The sequence below is a fragment of the Variovorax beijingensis genome (genome assembly GCF_007828835.1).
Lineage (GTDB): Bacteria > Pseudomonadota > Gammaproteobacteria > Burkholderiales > Burkholderiaceae_C > Variovorax > Variovorax beijingensis_A.
This window is the reverse complement of record NZ_VIVL01000008.1, coordinates 204,941-221,752: the sequence shown is the minus strand read 5'-3', so window position 1 is coordinate 221,752 and position 16,812 is coordinate 204,941. Positions and strand designations below refer to the sequence as shown.

Below are 16,812 nucleotides of genomic sequence, written 5' to 3'. Positions count from 1 at the left end.
ATTATCGGGAATCTGCTTCCCACTCCCAATTCTTTCCATGCACACCGCGCCAGCACCCCAAGCAACGACAACGATCGTGCTGCGCCGTCTGCATGCAGCACCGGTTTCAACTTCTGGAGCTTTCCCATGTCTGCACTTTTCGACGCGACCGCCCTGGTCGTACCGTTTGAAAACCTGAGGATGACCGACGTCGAGTCGGTCGGCGGCAAGAACGCCAGCCTCGGCGAAATGATCTCGCAATTGCCGCAGGGCGTGCGGGTGCCCACGGGTTTCGCGACCACGGCGCACGCGTTCCGCCAGTTCCTGGCCCACGACGGCCTGGCCGACAAGATCAGCAAGCGGCTCGCCGCACTGGACACCGAAGACGTGCGGGCGCTGGCCGCGGCCGGCGCCGAGATCCGCGCCATGGTCGAGGCCCAGCCCTTTCCGGCCGACCTGCAGAAAGCCATCACCGAGGCGTTCGCGAAGCTGAGCGAAGGCAACCCCGCCGCCTCGTTTGCCGTGCGTTCCTCGGCCACGGCCGAAGACCTGCCCGACGCCTCGTTCGCGGGCCAGCAGGAAACCTTCCTGAACGTGGTTGGCATCGACGACGTGCTGCACAAGATGAAGGAAGTCTTTGCTTCCCTCTACAACGACCGCGCCATCAGCTACCGCGTGCACAAGGGCTTCGCGCACGACGTGGTGGCGCTCTCGGCGGGCGTGCAGCGCATGGTCCGCTCGGACCTCGGCGCGGCCGGCGTGATGTTCACCATCGACACCGAGTCGGGCTTCCAGGACGTGGTGTTCATCACCTCCAGCTACGGCCTCGGCGAAACGGTGGTGCAGGGCGCCGTGAACCCCGACGAGTTCTACGTCCACAAGCCCACGCTGCGTGCCGGCAAGAAGGCCGTGATCCGCCGCAACCTGGGCTCCAAGCTGATCCAGATGGAGTTCGCGTCGCCCGAGGAGAAAAAGGCCACCGGCAAGCTGGTGAAGACCACCGACGTCAAGACCGAGCAGCGCAATCGCTATTCGCTGAGCGACGCGGACGTCGAGCAGCTTGCCAGGTACGCGCTCGTCATCGAAGAACACTATGGCCGCCCGATGGACATCGAGTGGGGCAAGGACGGCACCGACGGCCAGCTCTACATCCTGCAGGCGCGCCCTGAAACCGTGAAGAGCCAGCAGCAGGGCAAGGCCGAGCAGCGCTACAAGCTGCTGGGCAAGGGCGCCGTGCTCGCCGAAGGCCGTGCCATCGGCCAGAAGATCGGCACCGGCCCCGTGCGGCTCGTGCACAACATCAGCGAAATGGACAAGGTCCAGGCCGGCGACGTGCTGGTCACCGACATGACCGACCCCAACTGGGAGCCGGTGATGAAGCGCGCCGCCGCCATCGTCACCAACCGCGGCGGGCGCACCTGCCACGCGGCCATCATTGCGCGCGAGCTCGGCATTCCGGCCGTGGTCGGCTGCGGCGACGCCACCGACCTGCTGAAGGACGGCACGCTGGTGACCGTGAGCTGCGCCGAGGGTGACACCGGCTTCATCTACGACGGGCTGCTCGAAACCGAAGTGACCGAAGTGCAGCGCGGCGTGATGCCCGAAATCGACATCCAGCTGATGATGAACGTCGGCAATCCGCAGTTGGCCTTCGACTTCGCGCAGCTGCCGAACCACGGCGTGGGCCTGGCCCGCCTCGAGTTCATCATCAACAACAACATCGGCGTGCATCCGAAGGCGATCCTCGACTATCCGAACGTCGACAACGACCTGAAGAAGGCCGTTGAATCCGTGGCCCGCGGCCATGCCTCGCCGCGCGCCTTCTATGTCGACAAGGTGGCCGAAGGCATCGCGACCATCGCTGCCGCCTTCTGGCCCAAGAAGGTGATCGTTCGCCTCTCGGACTTCAAGTCGAACGAGTACCGCAAGCTGATCGGCGGCAGCCGCTACGAGCCGGAAGAAGAAAACCCGATGCTCGGCTTCCGCGGCGCCGCGCGCTACCTGAGCAAGGATTTCGGCGAGGCCTTTGCCATGGAATGCGAGGCGCTCAAGCGCGTGCGCAACGACATGGGCCTGACCAACGTGCAGATCATGGTGCCCTTCGTGCGCACGCTGGGCCAGGCCGAACGCGTGACCACGCTGCTCGGCGAACATGGCCTGAAGCGCGGCGAGAACGAGCTCAAGCTGATCATGATGTGCGAGGTGCCGAGCAATGCCGTGCTGCCCGAAGAGTTCCTGAAGTACTTCGACGGCTTCTCGATCGGCTCGAACGACCTGACCCAGCTGACGCTCGGCCTGGACCGCGACTCGGGGCTCGAACTGCTGGCCGCCGATTTCGACGAGCGCGATCCGGCCGTCAAGGCGCTGCTGAGCCGCGTCATCAAGGCCTGCAAGGCCGAGGGCAAGTACGTCGGTATCTGCGGCCAGGGCCCCAGCGACCACCCGGACTTTGCGCTCTGGCTGGCGGAGCAGGGAATCGAGTCGATCTCCCTCAATCCTGACAGCGTCATCGACACCTGGCAGCAGCTCGCCAAGCGCTGACAACTGAAGAGAGGCGAGGCACCCTCGCCGCGCGATGGCCCTCGCGGGGAGTCCCTCACCGGGAATTCCCGCTTCGGCGCGCTGCCTAATTGAATCAGAATGTGTTACTTATGTCAGACTTGCGACATTCGCAAGCTGGCGGGTTGCTTGCGGATTGCATGGCGAAGCCGCTCGTCGCCGCACCCGCCGGTTTTTCGCGGAAGAAACCATCATGATTCTTGTCAAGACAGAAGCTGGACAGCAGGTTCTCAAGGATCGCTCGGTGCCGCTTTCGCCGCGCCAGCGCACCGCGTTCATCCTGTTCGACGGCAAGCGCTCGATCGACGAGGTGCTTGCCTCCGGAACGGGCATCGGGCGAGAAGAAATTGACCAGATGGTCGAACTGGGGCTGCTCGGCCCCGTGGCGGGGAGCAAGCCGGCTGCGCCGGTGCCAGCCAGGGCGTCCGTACCCGAAGCGCCTGCGCCGGCAGCCGCAAGCAAGGCGCCGGCGGCACCCAAGCCGGCCGAACCCGCGCCGCCTTCCGGGCGCAGCAGGCAGCAGCGCTACAAGGATGCCTATCCCATCGCCACCCAATTGACTGGCGCGCTGGGCCTGATGGGCTTCAGGCTCAACCTGCAGGTCGAAGGCACGACGAGCTACGAAGACCTGGTCGCCCTGGCGCCCAAGATACGCGCCGCAGTGGGCGCGGAGAAAGCCGCGGCACTGGACAGGGCCCTGAAAGACTGACGCTGGACACGCGTGGCCGCAAGCAGTGCTACAATAGCCGGCTTTGCCTTGCCACACTGCGCCCGACGCTGCAGGTGGCTTTTCCTCTTCCACGGAAGAATCCACAAGGAGTGCCATGCGTCACTACGAAATCATTTTGCTGATCCATCCGGATCAGAGCGAACAAGTTCCGGCCATGCTGGAGCGTTACAAGGGCCTCATCACGGCCGGCGGCGGCAAGGTCCACCGCGTTGAAGACTGGGGCCGCCGCCAGCTGGCCTACCAGATCAACAAGCTCAGCAAGGCGCACTACCTGTGCGTCAACATCGAAGCCGAGCAAACCGTGATGGGCGAACTGGAACACGCGTTCAAGTTCAACGATGCCGTGCTGCGCCACCTCACCGTTCAGAAGAAGAAGGCCGAAACCGGTCCTTCGTCGATGATGAAGACGGTCGAGCGCGAAGAAGCCCGCAAGGCTCAGCAGGCCGAATACGCCGCCAACAACAGCTGATGGCGTGACCGCTGCCGCTGCTGCGGCAACCGGTGTCAATCAGCTGGTGCTGACCGCCTCGGTTGCCGAACTCGGAGCCTTGCGATACACGCCCGCCGGCCTTCCCGCCATCGATCTGAAGCTCGAACACGAGTCGACGCTCCAGGAGGCAGGAAAAGCCAGGCAGGTGAAAGCGGCCCTCAGGGCCGTTGCCTTCGGCGCCATCGCCGAACGGCTCGCAATGCAGTCGATGGGAAGTCTCTGGCGTTTTCAGGGCTTCCTCGCGACACCGGGCAATGGCAAGCATCCGGTCCTGCACATCCAGGATTTTCAGCAAGATTAATTTTCGACAAGAGGTCCCCAAATGGCCACGTTCAAGAAATTCAACAAAGACAAGCGCCCGAAGCGCAACACCCAGTCGCTGCTGTTCAAGCGCAAGCGCTTCTGCCGCTTCACCGTCGCGGGCGTCGAGGAAATCGACTACAAGGACATCGACACGCTGCGTGATTTCATCAGCGAAAACGGCAAGATCATCCCCGCACGCCTGACCGGCACGCGCGCGATCTACCAGCGCCAGCTGAACACCGCCATCAAGCGCGCGCGCTTCCTGGCCATGGTGCCGTACAGCGACCAGCACCGCGTCTAAGAAGGAGCACACACCATGCAAATCATTCTTCTGGACAAGGTCCTGAACGTCGGCGGCCTCGGCGACATCGTCAAGGTCAAGGACGGCTATGCACGCAACTTCCTGATCCCGACGGGCCGCGCCCGCCGCGCCACCGCTGCCAACAAGGCCGAATTCGAAGCCAAGCGCGCCGAACTCGAAAAGGCTGCGGCCGCCAAGCTGGCCGAATCGCAAGCCCAGGGCGAGAAGCTCGGCGGCACGACCGTCAAGCTGACCCAGAAGGCCGGCGTCGACGGCCGCCTGTTCGGCTCGGTCACCAACGGCGACATCGCCGAAGAACTGGGCAAGCAAGGCTACAAGGTTGCAAAGTCGCAAGTGCGCCTGCCCAACGGCCCGATCAAGGTCGTCGGCGACAGCACCGTGAGCGTTGCGCTGCACACCGACGTGGTGGTCGACATCACCGTGACGGTCTACGGCGAAACCGCCTGATCGTCCACAGCGCCCGTGCGCTGTTGCAAAAGCCGCCTCCGGGCGGCTTTTGTCTTTCTGCGCACCGGTTTTCCAGCGCGATGCACCGAAAGATCACTGTTTATTCACAACCTTGTCCACACACGCCAGCGCGTGCGCGGCTTAGCATGCAGGGTTGCAAGGGAAGTCCATGTCCGCCGTTTTTTCCTATGCCGACAATGACCCGTCGGCCGATCGCCAAGTTGCCCAGCTTCGCATTCCGCCTCATTCGATCGAGGCCGAGTCGAGCGTGCTCGGTGGCCTGCTGCTCGACAACGGTGCCTGGGACCGCATGGGCGACCTGCTGGTGGATGGCGACTTCTACCGCCACGAGCACAAGCTGATCTATGCCGCGATCGGCGGATTGATCAACGCCAGCAAGCCGGCCGACGTCATCACGGTCTACGAGCAGCTCCAGAGCTTGGGCAAGGCCGATGAAATCGGCGGCCTGGTCTACCTCAATTCGCTCGCGCAGTATGTGCCGAGCGCGAGCAACATCCGCCGCTACGCGGAGATCGTGCGCGAACGCTCGATCCTGCGAAAACTCGTCTCCGCAAGCGACGAGATCGCGACCAACGCCTTCAACACGCAGGGCAAGTCGGTCGACAAGATCCTGGACGAGGCCGAGCAGAAGATCTTCAACATCGGCGAAGAAGGCACGCGGATGAAGCAGGGCTTCCAGAGCATGGATGCCCTGGTCGTCGAACTGCTCGACCGCGTGACCGAGATGGCGGAGAACCCGAACGACATCACCGGCGTGCGCACCGGCTTCTACGAGTTCGACAAGATGACCTCGGGCCTGCAGCCGGGCGACATGATCGTGCTGGCCGCGCGTCCCTCCATGGGCAAGACCTCGCTGGCCATCAATATCGCCGAGCACGTGGCGCTCAACGAAGGGCTGCCGGTGGCGGTCTTCTCGATGGAAATGGGTGCGTCGCAGCTGGCGGTGCGTATCGTCGGCTCGATCGGGCGCATCGACCAGGGACATCTGCGCACCGGCAAGCTCAGCGATGAAGAGTGGCCGCGGCTCACGGAGGCGATCGAGAAGCTGCGCAACGTGTCGCTGCACATCGACGAGACCCCTGGCCTGACCACCAGCGAGCTGCGTGCCAACGCGCGCCGCCTGGCGCGCCAGTACGGGCGGCTCGGCCTGATCGTGGTCGACTACCTTCAGCTCATGAGCGTGTCGACCAGCATGAACGACGAGAACCGCGCCACGGCCGTGGGCGAAATCTCGCGTGGCCTGAAGATGCTCGCCAAGGAGCTCAAGTGCCCGGTGATCGCGCTGTCGCAGTTGAGCCGCGGTGTCGAAAGCCGCACCGACAAGCGTCCCATGATGAGCGACCTGCGCGAATCCGGCGCCATCGAGCAGGACGCGGACATCATCATGTTCATCTACCGCGACGACTACTACGACAAGAACAGCAAGGAGCCGGGCGTGGCCGAGGTGATCATCAGCAAGCACCGCAACGGACCCACGGGCACCGTCAAGCTGACCTTCCTCAAGCCGCTCACCAAGTTCGAGAACCTGGCCAGCTACGGCAGCAGCGACGACTACTGACGTCGTCGCGACTTCATTTCTGCTGCTCCAGCAGCTTCGCTTCGGCCGTTCGCGCCTTCACCTGGCGCAGCATGTCGGCCAGCGTCTTGCCTGCTTCGTCGCGAAAGCGTTCGGGCAGCACGTCGACGGCATCCATGCGATCGATGCGAAAACCGCGGAAGTCGTTGCGCAGTTCGCACCAGGTCGAAAGCGTCCAGACCTTGCCCCAGTAGAAGCAGCCGAGCGGACGCACGGTGCGTTCGCTGGCATCACCCGAAACGTCGCGATAGTGAAGGCGCAGTTTCTGGCGCGCCTGCACGGCTTCGCGCAGGGTCTGCAGCCGCGTGCGCAGGGCATCGCCCAGCCCCAGCGCGGGGGCGTAGAGTGCCAGCGCCTCGGCCGAGACGCGGGCCGCCGGCGGCAGCACCGAAAGGATCTTGCCGAGCCCGGTTTCGATGTCGCGCGCGAGTGCCGGATCGACCCAGCTCTGCGCCAGGCGGGCCGCGGCCACGAGCGCCGAAGCCTCGTCCTGCGTGAACATCAGCGGCGGCAGCTCGAAGCCCGCACCGAGCCTGTAGCCCACGCCGGCCTCGCCCTCGATGGGTACGCCCTGGTGCTGCAGGTCGGCCACGTCGCGGTAGACGGTCCGCTCCGACACCTCGAGGCGCTGCGCCAGGAACGCGGCCGTGGTGAGCCGGCGCCCGCGGATGATCTGCACGAGCTGGAACAGGCGGTCGGCGCGGCGCATCAGCGCGCTCCCTGGGATGTTCGGGCGAAGCCGTCGGGCCGGCCCTGGCGTGTGCTCATGAAACTCCGATGTGGATCGCCACCTTGTCCGGCCCCTCGTAGGCTTCGAAATCGCTGCGGTAGCGGCGCACGATTTCCGGGTGTGCCTCGAAATACTGCCAGATGCGCTTCCAGGTGGCGATCAGCATCTGCGGCATCTCGCCCTGGCCCGAAAAGACGAGGTAGTTGCCGGCCTCGAGGGCCACGCCGTCCGCCGCGCCCGAGACGGCCACGCCCACGGTCAGGTCGAAGGCCCCGTGCGCATCGGATTCGTAGCCGGAGTAGACGCCGAACAGGCGGGCATCGCCGGTGCGGCCGGGTGTCGTACGGTATGTCTCTTCGCTGAAGAAGAGATCCCACAGGGCGCCGATGCGGGCGGTCGCGGGATCGTTCTCTTCGCGGTTGGTGGTGCGGACCGTGAGGCCCGCGACCTGGAAGGCGTCGTGGTGCCGGCGCACGGGTTCCATCGGGGTTGTCTTCTGCATGGATGATGTGAGGATTGTGGCGCTCAGAGCGCGAGCGCCTTCAGGTCGGCTTCCATGGCACGTGCGATCAGCATCATGTCGGCGTCGGAGACATCGAACAGCCCGAAGCGGAACTTGTAGCCCCACTGCTTCGGGTTCTCGATGAATGCCAGCTGTTCCAGCAGGGGCGCGATCGGCGTTTCGCGGGAGGCAGCGTAGGCCACGTCGAGCCGGCATGGAACAAAGCCGTTGCCCATGTCCGCTTCGTAAGGCACGCCCGGCTGCACGATGCCGATCGAGACGAAGCTCTGCAGCTTGTCGGTGCCGCCGAAGACCGCGGCCGGCGCATAGTAGGCGACGCGGTCGCCCGCTGCAACCCGCTTGAGCGGGCCGAGCTTGCCGTGGCCGACCTGCATGAAGCCGAGCGGTTTGTGGTCGCGCCCGCGCCGGGCGTGCTCGGCGCTGGCCACGGCAATCCAGTTGTGTGGTGCCATGGTGCGGTTCAGTCGAGCGCGTGAAGGCCGACTTCGTTGCCTTCGGTGTCGCGCAGATGGGCGATGAAGCCCATGCCTGGCGGCAGCGCGGACTTGGGCGCGACGATCTGGCCGCCGGCCTTTTCGATGCGCGCCAGCACGGCGTCGATGCTCGGCATGCAGTCAAGATAGATGCGGATGCCGCTGCCTGCGCGTGCGCTGGCGTTCGCGCCGGCCTGCAGGGCGCCGCCGACGCCAGGTTTGTCGTACGGGAACACGGCCAGCGTCTGCCCGCCGAAGTCTTCGCGACGCAGCTTGCGGCCGAGCACGGTTTCGTAGAAGGCCTGGGCGCGGTCGATGTCGGTGACCGGAATCTCGAACCAGCTGATGGCGTTTTGCATGAAGGACTCGCTTTCGTTGTGTTGAAGAGGAGCCTCGATGGTGCGGCCCGCCTCCTGACAACGTCTTGTCAGGAGCCTGTCACCGCGGGCGAAAAAAAGCCCGCGCGGCTCGAGAGAGCATGCGCGGGCCCTTGGCCAGCCGTGAGCCGGTGACTTCTAGAGCACGTCGCTCGCGAAATCGGCCAGCCGCGAGCGCTCGCCGCGCGCCAGCGTGATGTGTCCTCCGTGCGGCCAGCCCTTGAACTTGTCGACCGCGAAGGTGAGCCCCGAGGAGCCTTCCGTCAGGTACGGCGTATCGATCTGCGCGAGGTTGCCCATGCAGATGATCTTGGTGCCCGGACCGGCCCGGGTGATCAGCGTCTTCATCTGCTTGGGCGTCAGGTTCTGCGCCTCGTCAATGATCACGTACTTGTTCAGGAAGGTGCGGCCGCGCATGAAGTTCATGCTCTTGACCTTGATGCGGCTTCGGATCAGCTCGTTGGTGGCCGCGCGGCCCCATTCGCCGGCGCCGCCGCCGTCGCCCTTGGCGAGGAACTCGAGGTTGTCGTCGAGCGCGCCCATCCACGGGCCCATCTTCTCTTCCTCGGTGCCGGGCAGGAAGCCGATGTCCTCGCCCACGCTCACCGTGGCGCGGGTCATGATGATCTCGGTGTAGCGCCGGTCGTCGAGCACCTGCGTGAGGCCCGAGGCGAGCGCCATCAGCGTCTTGCCGGTGCCTGCGGTGCCGGTGAGCGTGACGAAGTCGACTTCCGGATCCATGAGCAGGTTCATCGCGAAGTTCTGCTCGCGGTTGCGGGTGTTCACGCCCCAGACCGCGTTCTTGCCCGAGCTGTAGTCCTTGAGCGTCTTGAACACCGCGGTCTTGTCGCGGATCTCGGTGACGCGCGCGTACATGCTCGGCTCGCCCGGCGCTTCGAAATAGACGAACTGGTTGATGTAGAGGTTGGGCACCAGCGGACCGCTGACCCGGTAGAAGGTGTTGCTGCCGCTTTGCCAGCTTTCGACCGTCTTGCTCTGGCGCGTCCAGAAGTCGGCCGGCAGCGCGAGCGAGCCCGCATAGAGCAGGTCGCCGTCTTCCAGCGTCTTGTCGTTCTGGTAGTCGTCGGCGGCCAGGCCCAGGGCGCGCGCCTTGACGCGCATGTTGATGTCCTTGGACACCAGCACCACTTCCTGCTTCGGACGGCCGGGCTGGTCATTGGCGTAGAGGTCGCGCAAGGCCTGCACCACGCCGAGGATCTGGTTGTCGGCCTTGCCCTGGGGCAGGCTGATCGGCAGCGCGTAGTCGAGCGGCGCGGTCTGGAAGAACAGCTTGCCGCCGGCCTCGCGATGGCCGGTGGTGTCGAGCTTCAGGCCCTTGGCGATGTCGGCGTCCTGGGCGGCGGCCAGCGCATCGAGCGTGCGGCTGGTCTGGCGGCCGTTGCGGGCGACTTCCGTGGTGCCCTTCTTGTGGCCGTCCAGTTCCTCGAGCACGATCATCGGCAGGAAGATGTCGTGCTCCTCGAAGCGGAACAGGCACATCGGGTCGTGCAGCAGCACATTGGTGTCGAGCACGAAGAGCTTGGCCGGGCCGTTGGATTTGCTGCGCTTGGGCCGCGCCGGGGCCTGCGGCGCTGCAACTTGCTGCTGCTGCGGTGCAGGCGCATGGATGGCGGGTGCCGGCGTCTCGGACTCCCGGCGTGCGGCGGGCTGCTGCCGCTGTCCGCGGGAAGGTGCGGGTTTCGATTTCGCGCGGACCGGCTGCGCCTCGACGCCGCCGCCTACCGCATCGGCGGCATGGCGGTCGAACAATTCCAGCGGCTGGGAGGAGCCGCTCGACGATGCCGAATCGGTACGCGATTCGCCCGAGCGGCGCGATCCCCTGTGCGAGGAGCGGGCGGGTGCATCGTGCGCATCCGGCGAGAGCAATGCGGCGCGTTTCGTGGGGGCGGGAGGCAATGGCATGTGTCAGGTCGCTCGCAGGAAGTGGAAACCAGAAAACGAAAAAGCCGCCTGTAGACCAAGGCGGCTTTGTTCGGGGGATGCGGTCGTGGAGCTCAACGGCATGAGGCCATTATGCACACCGGCGGTGACGCGTCTCGCGCTCTTTGCAAAGTCCGTTGGACATTTCCCACGGCGGGATGCAAAAGCGCACAGACGGCGCTTCTTGTAACGCTCAGGCGGCCTTCTTGAGGGCCTTGACGGCCTTGAGCACGTCGTCGACGTGGCCCGGGACCTTGAGGCCGCGCCATTCGGCCTTGAGGATGCCGTCGGCACCGATCAGGAAGGTGCTGCGCTCGATGCCCTTGACCTTCTTGCCGTACATGATCTTGTTCTTGACCACGCCGAACATGTGGCACATTTTTTCTTCGGTATCGGCGATGAGTTCGAACGGGAGTTCGAGCTTGGCCTTGAACTCGTCGTGCGACTTCATGTTGTCGCGGGACACGCCGAACACGGTGGCGCCAGCCTTTTCGAAGTCCTTGTAACGGTCGCGAAACTGCATGGCTTCGGTCGTGCAGCCCGGAGTGTTATCTTTCGGGTAAAAATACATGACCAGCACGTGGCCGAGGTGAGAGGTATTCGAGACTTTCAGTCCGCCCGTGGCGTTGGCGTCGAATTCAGGAATGGGTTTGTTGACAACGATCGCCATGAAACTTGTTTTCTCCGTTGGTTTCCATTGACCGGGGCGCTTTTCAGCACACTCGACGAATGGAGGATTGGTCGTTGCTAACTGGAGCAGCAGGCCTGTTCGCAACCCGGTATTTTACCCCGAAAAGCCTTCTCTCACCGCTCGGGCGGTTCCACGAGGAGGGCGGCTATCACGTGGCGGCCTTCGCCGGCCAGGATGTTGTAGGTGCGGCAGGCGGCGGGGGTGTCCATGGTCTCCACGCCGGTGCGCCTGGCCATCAGGGGCTGGAGCCAGGCGGGCTGCGGGAACCGGATGCGTGATCCGCTTCCAAAAATGACCAATTCCGCGCCAAGCGACGCAAGCTGGGCGAAATGCTCGGGTCCGAGCTGGTCGAAACGGGTGCAGTTCCATTCGAAGCGCTCGCCGCGGGAGCCCACCACCACGCTGCCCTCGACCTTTTCATTGTTGATTGCGACCCACCCGGGGCCGTGCGCGGTAAGGGACTGGGCGTCGGATTTGTCGGGCTGGAGCTTCATCGGGGCACTGGGAACTGTGGTCAAATTATAGGTTTTCCCAGTGACACGAGGCCTTCCAGGGCCTTTCGACCTCGAGTAGTAACCCGCGCCCGGGAGGGCCCTTTGAAGCAGTTCAAGAAATCGGCCAAGCTGGCCAACGTGCTCTACGACATCCGCGGCCCGATCATGGACGCCGCGAAGCAGATGGAGGAAGAGGGCCAGAAGATCATCAGGCTCAACATCGGCAACCTGGCCGTGTTCGGCTTCGACGCGCCGGAAGAAGTCCAGCAGGACATGATCCGCAACCTGCCGGGGTCGGCGGGTTATTCGGACAGCAAGGGCATCTTCGCGGCCCGCAAGGCGGTGATGCACGAGACCCAGAAGCAGGGTGTTGCAGGGGTCACGCTCGAGGACATCTACCTGGGCAACGGCGCGAGCGAACTGATCGCCATGGCCACCAACGCGCTGCTGAACGACGGCGACGAAATGCTGCTGCCGGCCCCCGACTATCCGCTGTGGACGGCCGCCTCGAGCCTCTCGGGCGGCAAGCCGGTGCACTACCTCTGCGACGAAGCCAACGGCTGGATGCCCGACCTGGACGACATCCGCGCCAAGATCACGCCCCGCACCAAGGGCATCGTGGTCATCAACCCCAACAACCCGACCGGTGCGCTCTATTCCGACGAACTGCTCAAGAGCATCGTTGCCATTGCGCGCGAGCACCACCTGGTGATCTTCGCCGACGAGGTCTACGACAAGGTGCTGTACGACGGCGTCAGGCACACCGCGATCGCGAGCCTGTCGACCGACGTGCTCACGCTGACCTTCAACTCGCTGTCCAAGAGCTACCGCTCGTGCGGCTACCGCGCGGGCTGGCTGGTGGTTTCGGGCGACAAGGCGCGGGCGCAGGACTACATCGAGGGCCTGAACATGCTCTCGAACATGCGCCTGTGCGCCAACGTGCCCGGACAGTGGGCCATCCAGACCGCGCTCGGCGGCTACCAGAGCATCAACGACCTGGTCGGCGACGGCGGCCGCCTGCGGCGCCAGCGCGACCTGGCCTACGAGCTCATCACGGCCATTCCGGGCGTGAGCTGCGTCAAGCCGAGCGCCGCGCTCTACATGTTCCCCAAGCTCGATCCCAAGGTCTATCCCATCGAGGACGACCGCCAGTTCTTCCTCGAGCTTCTGAGGGAAACCAAGGTGATGCTGGTGCAGGGCACGGGCTTCAACTGGGCCACGCCGGATCACTTTCGCATCGTGTTCCTGCCCCACGAGGACGACCTGCGCGAAGCGATCAACCGCATCGCCAGGTTCCTGGAGCTGTACCGCCTGCGCAGCAAGTCGCACTCATGAACCCTGCCCGCATCGCTGCCGCCGCGGCGCTGTTGTTCGCCGCGTTTTCCGCAGGTGCGGCCGGTGCTGCCGGCCAGGAGGGCGCCTCGTTCTCGCACAACGACTGGGAACTGGCCTGCGACAACACCCGCACCTGTCGCGCCGCCGGCTACCAGGTGGAAGGCGGCGAGGGCTCGGACCCGGTGTCGATGCTCATCACCCGCAAAGCGGGTCCGGGCACCCCGATCGAAATCGACCTGCAGACCGGCGGCGAGACGGCCGCCAAGGGGCCGGTGCGGTTCAAGGTCGGCAAGGCCACCTTGTCCGGACTCAAGGACGGCTCCGTTAGCCTCGACCAGGGCCAGGTCCGCACCGTGCTTCCCGAACTGCTCAAGAACGACGATGCCACGCTCACGGACCGCAGCGGACAGAAGTGGGTCCTCTCGCTCGCCGGCCTCAATGCTGTGCTGCTGAAGATGGACGAGGTGCAGGGGCGTGTCGGCACCCCGGGCGCACTGGTGCGCCGCGGCGGCAAGCCTGAATCCTCGGTGCTGCCGCCTGCGCCGGCTCCCGTCGTGAAAGTGGTCGTGCCGCCGAAGGCCCGCCCCGGCGACGACGCTCTGGCCGCGCGCATCTTCCCGTCGCTGAAGCAGGACGGCGCCAAGGACGCTTGCAACAACCACGACGACTTCAACGCCAAGTCGCTGGCCGTCTCGCGCCTGACCGACCGCAAGGTGCTGCTGTCCTTCGGTTGCGGAATGGGCGCCTACAACTACTCCAGCCTGCTCTGGATCGCGAACGACAAGCCGCCCTATGCGCCCGTTGCCATCGGGGCCAACGGCGACTTCGACGAGAAGGACGGCAGCGTCACTTCCTCCATGAAAGGCAGGGGCATCGGCGACTGCTGGTCGAGCGAGACTTGGCGCTTCGACGGCAGGGACTTCGTGCGCACCGCCGCCGCGGGCGACGGCATGTGCCGCGGCTTCGCAGGCGGTGCCTGGAGCCTGCCGCGCTATGTCACCCGCGTGGAGCTTTCCGAGCCGTCCGCCACCCCATCCAAACCATGAACGCGACTCTCCCAATGAAACCCATCCAAGTAGGCCTGCTCGGCGCAGGCACGGTCGGCAGCGGCACCTTCAAGGTGCTGCTGCGCAATCAGGAAGAAATCAAGCGCCGCGCAGGCCGGGGCATCGAGATCACGATGGTGGCCGACCTGGACGCGGCGCGTGCGCGCGAAGTGGCCGGAGAAGGCGTGAAGGTGGTTGCCGACGCACGCGAAGTCATCGCCAACCCGGACATCGACATCGTCATCGAGCTCATCGGCGGCTACGGCGTTGCGAGGCAGCTGGTGCTCGAGGCCATTGCGGCCGGCAAGCACGTGGTCACGGCCAACAAGGCGCTGCTTGCGGTGCATGGCACCGAGATCTTCGCGGCCGCACATGCCAAGGGCGTGATGGTGGCTTTCGAGGCCGCGGTGGCCGGCGGCATCCCGATCATCAAGGCGCTGCGCGAGGGCCTCACGGCCAACAGCATCCAGTGGCTGGCCGGCATCATCAACGGCACCACCAATTTCATCCTGTCCGAGATGCGCGACAAGGGGCTCGACTTCGCCACCGTGCTCAAGGAGGCCCAGCGCCTGGGCTATGCGGAGGCCGACCCCACCTTCGACATCGAGGGCGTCGATGCCGGTCACAAGGTCACGCTAATGAGCGCCATTGCCTTCGGCATTCCGGTGCAGTTCGACAAGGCGCACATCGAGGGCATCACCAAGTTGGCGGCGCAGGACATCAAGTACGCCGAACAGCTCGGCTACCGCATCAAGCTGCTCGGCATCACCAAGCGCACTGCGCAGGGCATCGAGCTGCGCGTGCACCCCTCGCTCGTGCCGTCGAAGCGGCTGCTTGCGAACGTCGAAGGCGCCATGAACGCCGTCGTGGTGCATGGCGATGCCGTGGGCACCACGCTGTACTACGGCAAGGGCGCGGGCAGCGAGCCGACCGCCAGCGCGGTGATTGCCGACCTCGTCGACATCACGCGCCTGCACACGGCCGACGCTGCGCACCGCGTGCCGCACCTGGCCTTCCACCCTGATGCCATGAGCGACCTGAAGGTGCTGCCGATGGCCGAGGTGGTCACCAGCTACTACCTGCGCCTGCGCGTGGCCGACCAGGCCGGCGTGCTCGCCAAGGTCACAGGCCTGCTGGCCACCGCGGGCATCAGCATCGACGCCGTGCTGCAGCGCGAAGCCGACGAAGTGGGCGGGGAAGGCTCGACCCAGACCGACCTGATCATCCTCACGCACGATGCTCGCGAGGGCACGGTGAATGACGTGCTCGCCGAACTGCAGGCACTGCCCACGGTGCTGCAGCCGATCGTGCGCATCCGCAAGGAAGAGCTGTCCTGAGACGGCGCAAGAGACACAACGTGAACTACCTGAGCACCCGCGGCCACCCCGACCGCAAGCGTTTCTGCGAAATCCTGCTTGAAGGCCTCGCGCCCGATGGTGGCCTGTACCTGCCCGAGCACTATCCGCAGATCGACACCGCCACGCTCGCCAGATGGCGCGAGCTGCCGTATGCGGAACTGGCGTTCGAGATCCTCTCGCTCTACATCGACGACATTCCGCCGGCCGACCTGAAGGCGATCTGCGCCAAGACCTACACGGCCGAAGTGTTCGGCAGCGACGAGATCGTGCCGCTGCGCGAGCTGGAAGACGGCGTGTACCTCGAGGCCCTGTCCAACGGGCCCACGCTGGCCTTCAAGGACATGGCGATGCAGCTGCTGGGCAACCTGTTCGAGTACGAACTGGCCCGCCGCGGCGCCGAGCTCAACATCCTGGGCGCCACCAGCGGCGACACCGGCAGCGCGGCCGAGTACGCCATGCGCGGCAAGAAGGGCGTGCGCGTCTTCATGACCTCGCCCGATGGCCGCATGAGCCCTTTCCAGCAGGCGCAGATGTTCAGCCTGCAGGACCAGAACATCCACAACATCGCCATCAGCGGCGTGTTCGACGACTGCCAGGACATCGTCAAGGCGGTGTCGAACGACCTGGGCTTCAAGCGCAAGTACCGCATCGGCACGGTCAACTCGATCAACTGGGCGCGGCTGCTCGCGCAGGTCGTCTACTACTTCGCCGGCTACTTCCAGGCCACGGCCAGCAACGACAAGCCCGTGAGCTTCACCGTCCCGTCGGGCAACTTCGGCAACGTCTGCGCGGGCCATGTGGCGCGCATGATGGGCCTGCCGATCCAGACGCTGGTGGTCGCCACCAACGAGAACGACGTGCTCGACGAGTTCTTTCGCACCGGCATCTACCGCGTGCGCGCGGCGGCCGATACGCACGAGACCTCGAGCCCCTCGATGGACATCAGCAAGGCCAGCAACTTCGAGCGCTTCGTGTTCGACCTGGTGGGTCGCGATGCCGGCAAGCTGCGCTCGCTGTTCGTGGACGAACTGGGGCGCCACGGCCGTTTCGACCTGAGCGCCGATCCCGCGTTCCGGCAGGCCGCGGAGCGCTTCGGCTTCAAGAGCAGCCGCAGCACGCACGCCGACCGCCTGGCCACCATCCGCGACACCGACAAGCGCTTTGCCACGCTGGTCGATCCGCACACGGCCGACGGCCTCAAGGCCGCGCGCGAACACCTCGCGCCCGGCGTGCCGATGGTGGTGCTCGAGACCGCGCTGCCGATCAAGTTTGCCGCCACGCTGGTGGAAGCGCTGGGCCACGAGCCCGCGCGCCCGGCCAGGTTCGAAGGCATCGAGGCGCTGCCCAAGCGGGTCGTCAAGCTGCCGGCCGATGCCGAGGCCGTGAAGGCCTACATCGCGCAGAACTGTGACTGACG

Annotated in this window: 18 protein-coding genes; 11 read left to right on the top strand and 7 right to left on the bottom strand. The window is 65.3% G+C overall.

The annotated features are described in order from the left end of the window. Positions 1 to 126: 126 nt before the first annotated feature. The 7 genes from ppsA (at position 127) to dnaB (ending at position 6,409) form a co-directional block, all read left to right on the top strand. A complete protein-coding gene (gene ppsA / locus FB547_RS22715; RefSeq protein ID WP_145745915.1) occupies positions 127 to 2,520 on the top strand; it encodes a phosphoenolpyruvate synthase in 2,394 nt (797 codons plus the stop codon). Positions 2,521 to 2,731: 211 nt separating this feature from the next. Continuing rightward, positions 2,732 to 3,247 (top strand): hypothetical protein, encoded by a 516-nt coding sequence (locus FB547_RS22710; RefSeq protein WP_145745914.1) that lies wholly within the window; start codon positions 2,732 to 2,734, stop codon positions 3,245 to 3,247. 115 nt (positions 3,248 to 3,362) lie between these two features. Beyond that, positions 3,363 to 3,737, top strand: a complete 375-nt coding sequence (gene rpsF / locus FB547_RS22705) for a 30S ribosomal protein S6 (protein ID WP_012746958.1) — start codon at positions 3,363 to 3,365, stop codon at positions 3,735 to 3,737. A 4-nt stretch (positions 3,738 to 3,741) separates the two neighbouring features. Continuing rightward, complete coding sequence (gene priB, locus FB547_RS22700) at positions 3,742 to 4,059, top strand: primosomal replication protein N (RefSeq protein ID WP_261380366.1); 318 nt, start codon at positions 3,742 to 3,744, stop codon at positions 4,057 to 4,059. Positions 4,060 to 4,080: 21 nt separating this feature from the next. Next, complete coding sequence (gene rpsR, locus FB547_RS22695; protein ID WP_007830781.1) at positions 4,081 to 4,362, top strand: 30S ribosomal protein S18; 282 nt, start codon at positions 4,081 to 4,083, stop codon at positions 4,360 to 4,362. Between the two features lie 15 nt (positions 4,363 to 4,377). Continuing rightward, complete coding sequence (gene rplI / locus FB547_RS22690) at positions 4,378 to 4,830, top strand: 50S ribosomal protein L9 (protein WP_145745913.1); 453 nt, start codon at positions 4,378 to 4,380, stop codon at positions 4,828 to 4,830. Positions 4,831 to 4,999: 169 nt separating this feature from the next. Then, positions 5,000 to 6,409 (top strand): replicative DNA helicase, encoded by a 1,410-nt coding sequence (dnaB, locus tag FB547_RS22685; protein WP_025569334.1) that lies wholly within the window; start codon positions 5,000 to 5,002, stop codon positions 6,407 to 6,409. A gap of 13 nt (positions 6,410 to 6,422) precedes the next feature. Here the strand turns inward: dnaB and FB547_RS22680 are convergent, their stop codons facing one another. The 7 genes from FB547_RS22680 to FB547_RS22650 form a co-directional block, all read right to left on the bottom strand. Next, positions 6,423 to 7,136, bottom strand: a complete 714-nt coding sequence (locus tag FB547_RS22680; RefSeq protein ID WP_025569335.1) for a helix-turn-helix transcriptional regulator — start codon at positions 7,134 to 7,136, stop codon at positions 6,423 to 6,425. Positions 7,137 to 7,191: 55 nt separating this feature from the next. After that, a complete protein-coding gene (locus FB547_RS22675; RefSeq protein WP_145745912.1) occupies positions 7,192 to 7,659 on the bottom strand; it encodes a GyrI-like domain-containing protein in 468 nt (155 codons plus the stop codon). A 23-nt stretch (positions 7,660 to 7,682) separates the two neighbouring features. Beyond that, a complete protein-coding gene (locus FB547_RS22670) occupies positions 7,683 to 8,132 on the bottom strand; it encodes an EVE domain-containing protein (protein ID WP_145745911.1) in 450 nt (149 codons plus the stop codon). Between the two features lie 8 nt (positions 8,133 to 8,140). Then, the gene (locus FB547_RS22665; RefSeq protein ID WP_145745910.1) at positions 8,141 to 8,512 is read right to left on the bottom strand and encodes a VOC family protein; all 372 of its coding nucleotides are present in this window, start codon (positions 8,510 to 8,512) and stop codon (positions 8,141 to 8,143) included. A gap of 156 nt (positions 8,513 to 8,668) precedes the next feature. Further along, a complete protein-coding gene (locus tag FB547_RS22660) occupies positions 8,669 to 10,453 on the bottom strand; it encodes a PhoH family protein (RefSeq protein ID WP_145745909.1) in 1,785 nt (594 codons plus the stop codon). 211 nt (positions 10,454 to 10,664) lie between these two features. Continuing rightward, a complete protein-coding gene (locus FB547_RS22655) occupies positions 10,665 to 11,141 on the bottom strand; it encodes a peroxiredoxin (RefSeq protein ID WP_007830801.1) in 477 nt (158 codons plus the stop codon). 134 nt (positions 11,142 to 11,275) lie between these two features. Beyond that, positions 11,276 to 11,656: an Mth938-like domain-containing protein gene (locus FB547_RS22650; protein ID WP_025569340.1), complete on the bottom strand. Its 381-nt coding sequence runs from the start codon at positions 11,654 to 11,656 to the stop codon at positions 11,276 to 11,278. Positions 11,657 to 11,758: 102 nt separating this feature from the next. Between FB547_RS22650 and FB547_RS22645 the strand changes: the two genes are divergently transcribed. Genes FB547_RS22645 through thrC form a run of 4 tightly spaced genes read left to right on the top strand, consistent with a single transcriptional unit; the run spans position 11,759 to position 16,810 of the window. Next, positions 11,759 to 12,991, top strand: a complete 1,233-nt coding sequence (locus FB547_RS22645; protein ID WP_145745908.1) for a pyridoxal phosphate-dependent aminotransferase — start codon at positions 11,759 to 11,761, stop codon at positions 12,989 to 12,991. After that, on the top strand, positions 12,988 to 14,037 hold the full coding sequence (locus FB547_RS22640) for a DUF1176 domain-containing protein (RefSeq protein ID WP_145745907.1): 1,050 nt from the start codon (positions 12,988 to 12,990) through the stop codon (positions 14,035 to 14,037). The genes FB547_RS22645 and FB547_RS22640 overlap by 4 nt, the downstream gene beginning before the upstream one ends. Positions 14,038 to 14,051: 14 nt before the next feature. After that, positions 14,052 to 15,374, top strand: a complete 1,323-nt coding sequence (locus tag FB547_RS22635; RefSeq protein ID WP_145745906.1) for a homoserine dehydrogenase — start codon at positions 14,052 to 14,054, stop codon at positions 15,372 to 15,374. Between the two features lie 20 nt (positions 15,375 to 15,394). Beyond that, positions 15,395 to 16,810 (top strand): threonine synthase, encoded by a 1,416-nt coding sequence (gene thrC, locus FB547_RS22630; protein WP_145745905.1) that lies wholly within the window; start codon positions 15,395 to 15,397, stop codon positions 16,808 to 16,810. Positions 16,811 to 16,812: the final 2 nt, after the last annotated feature.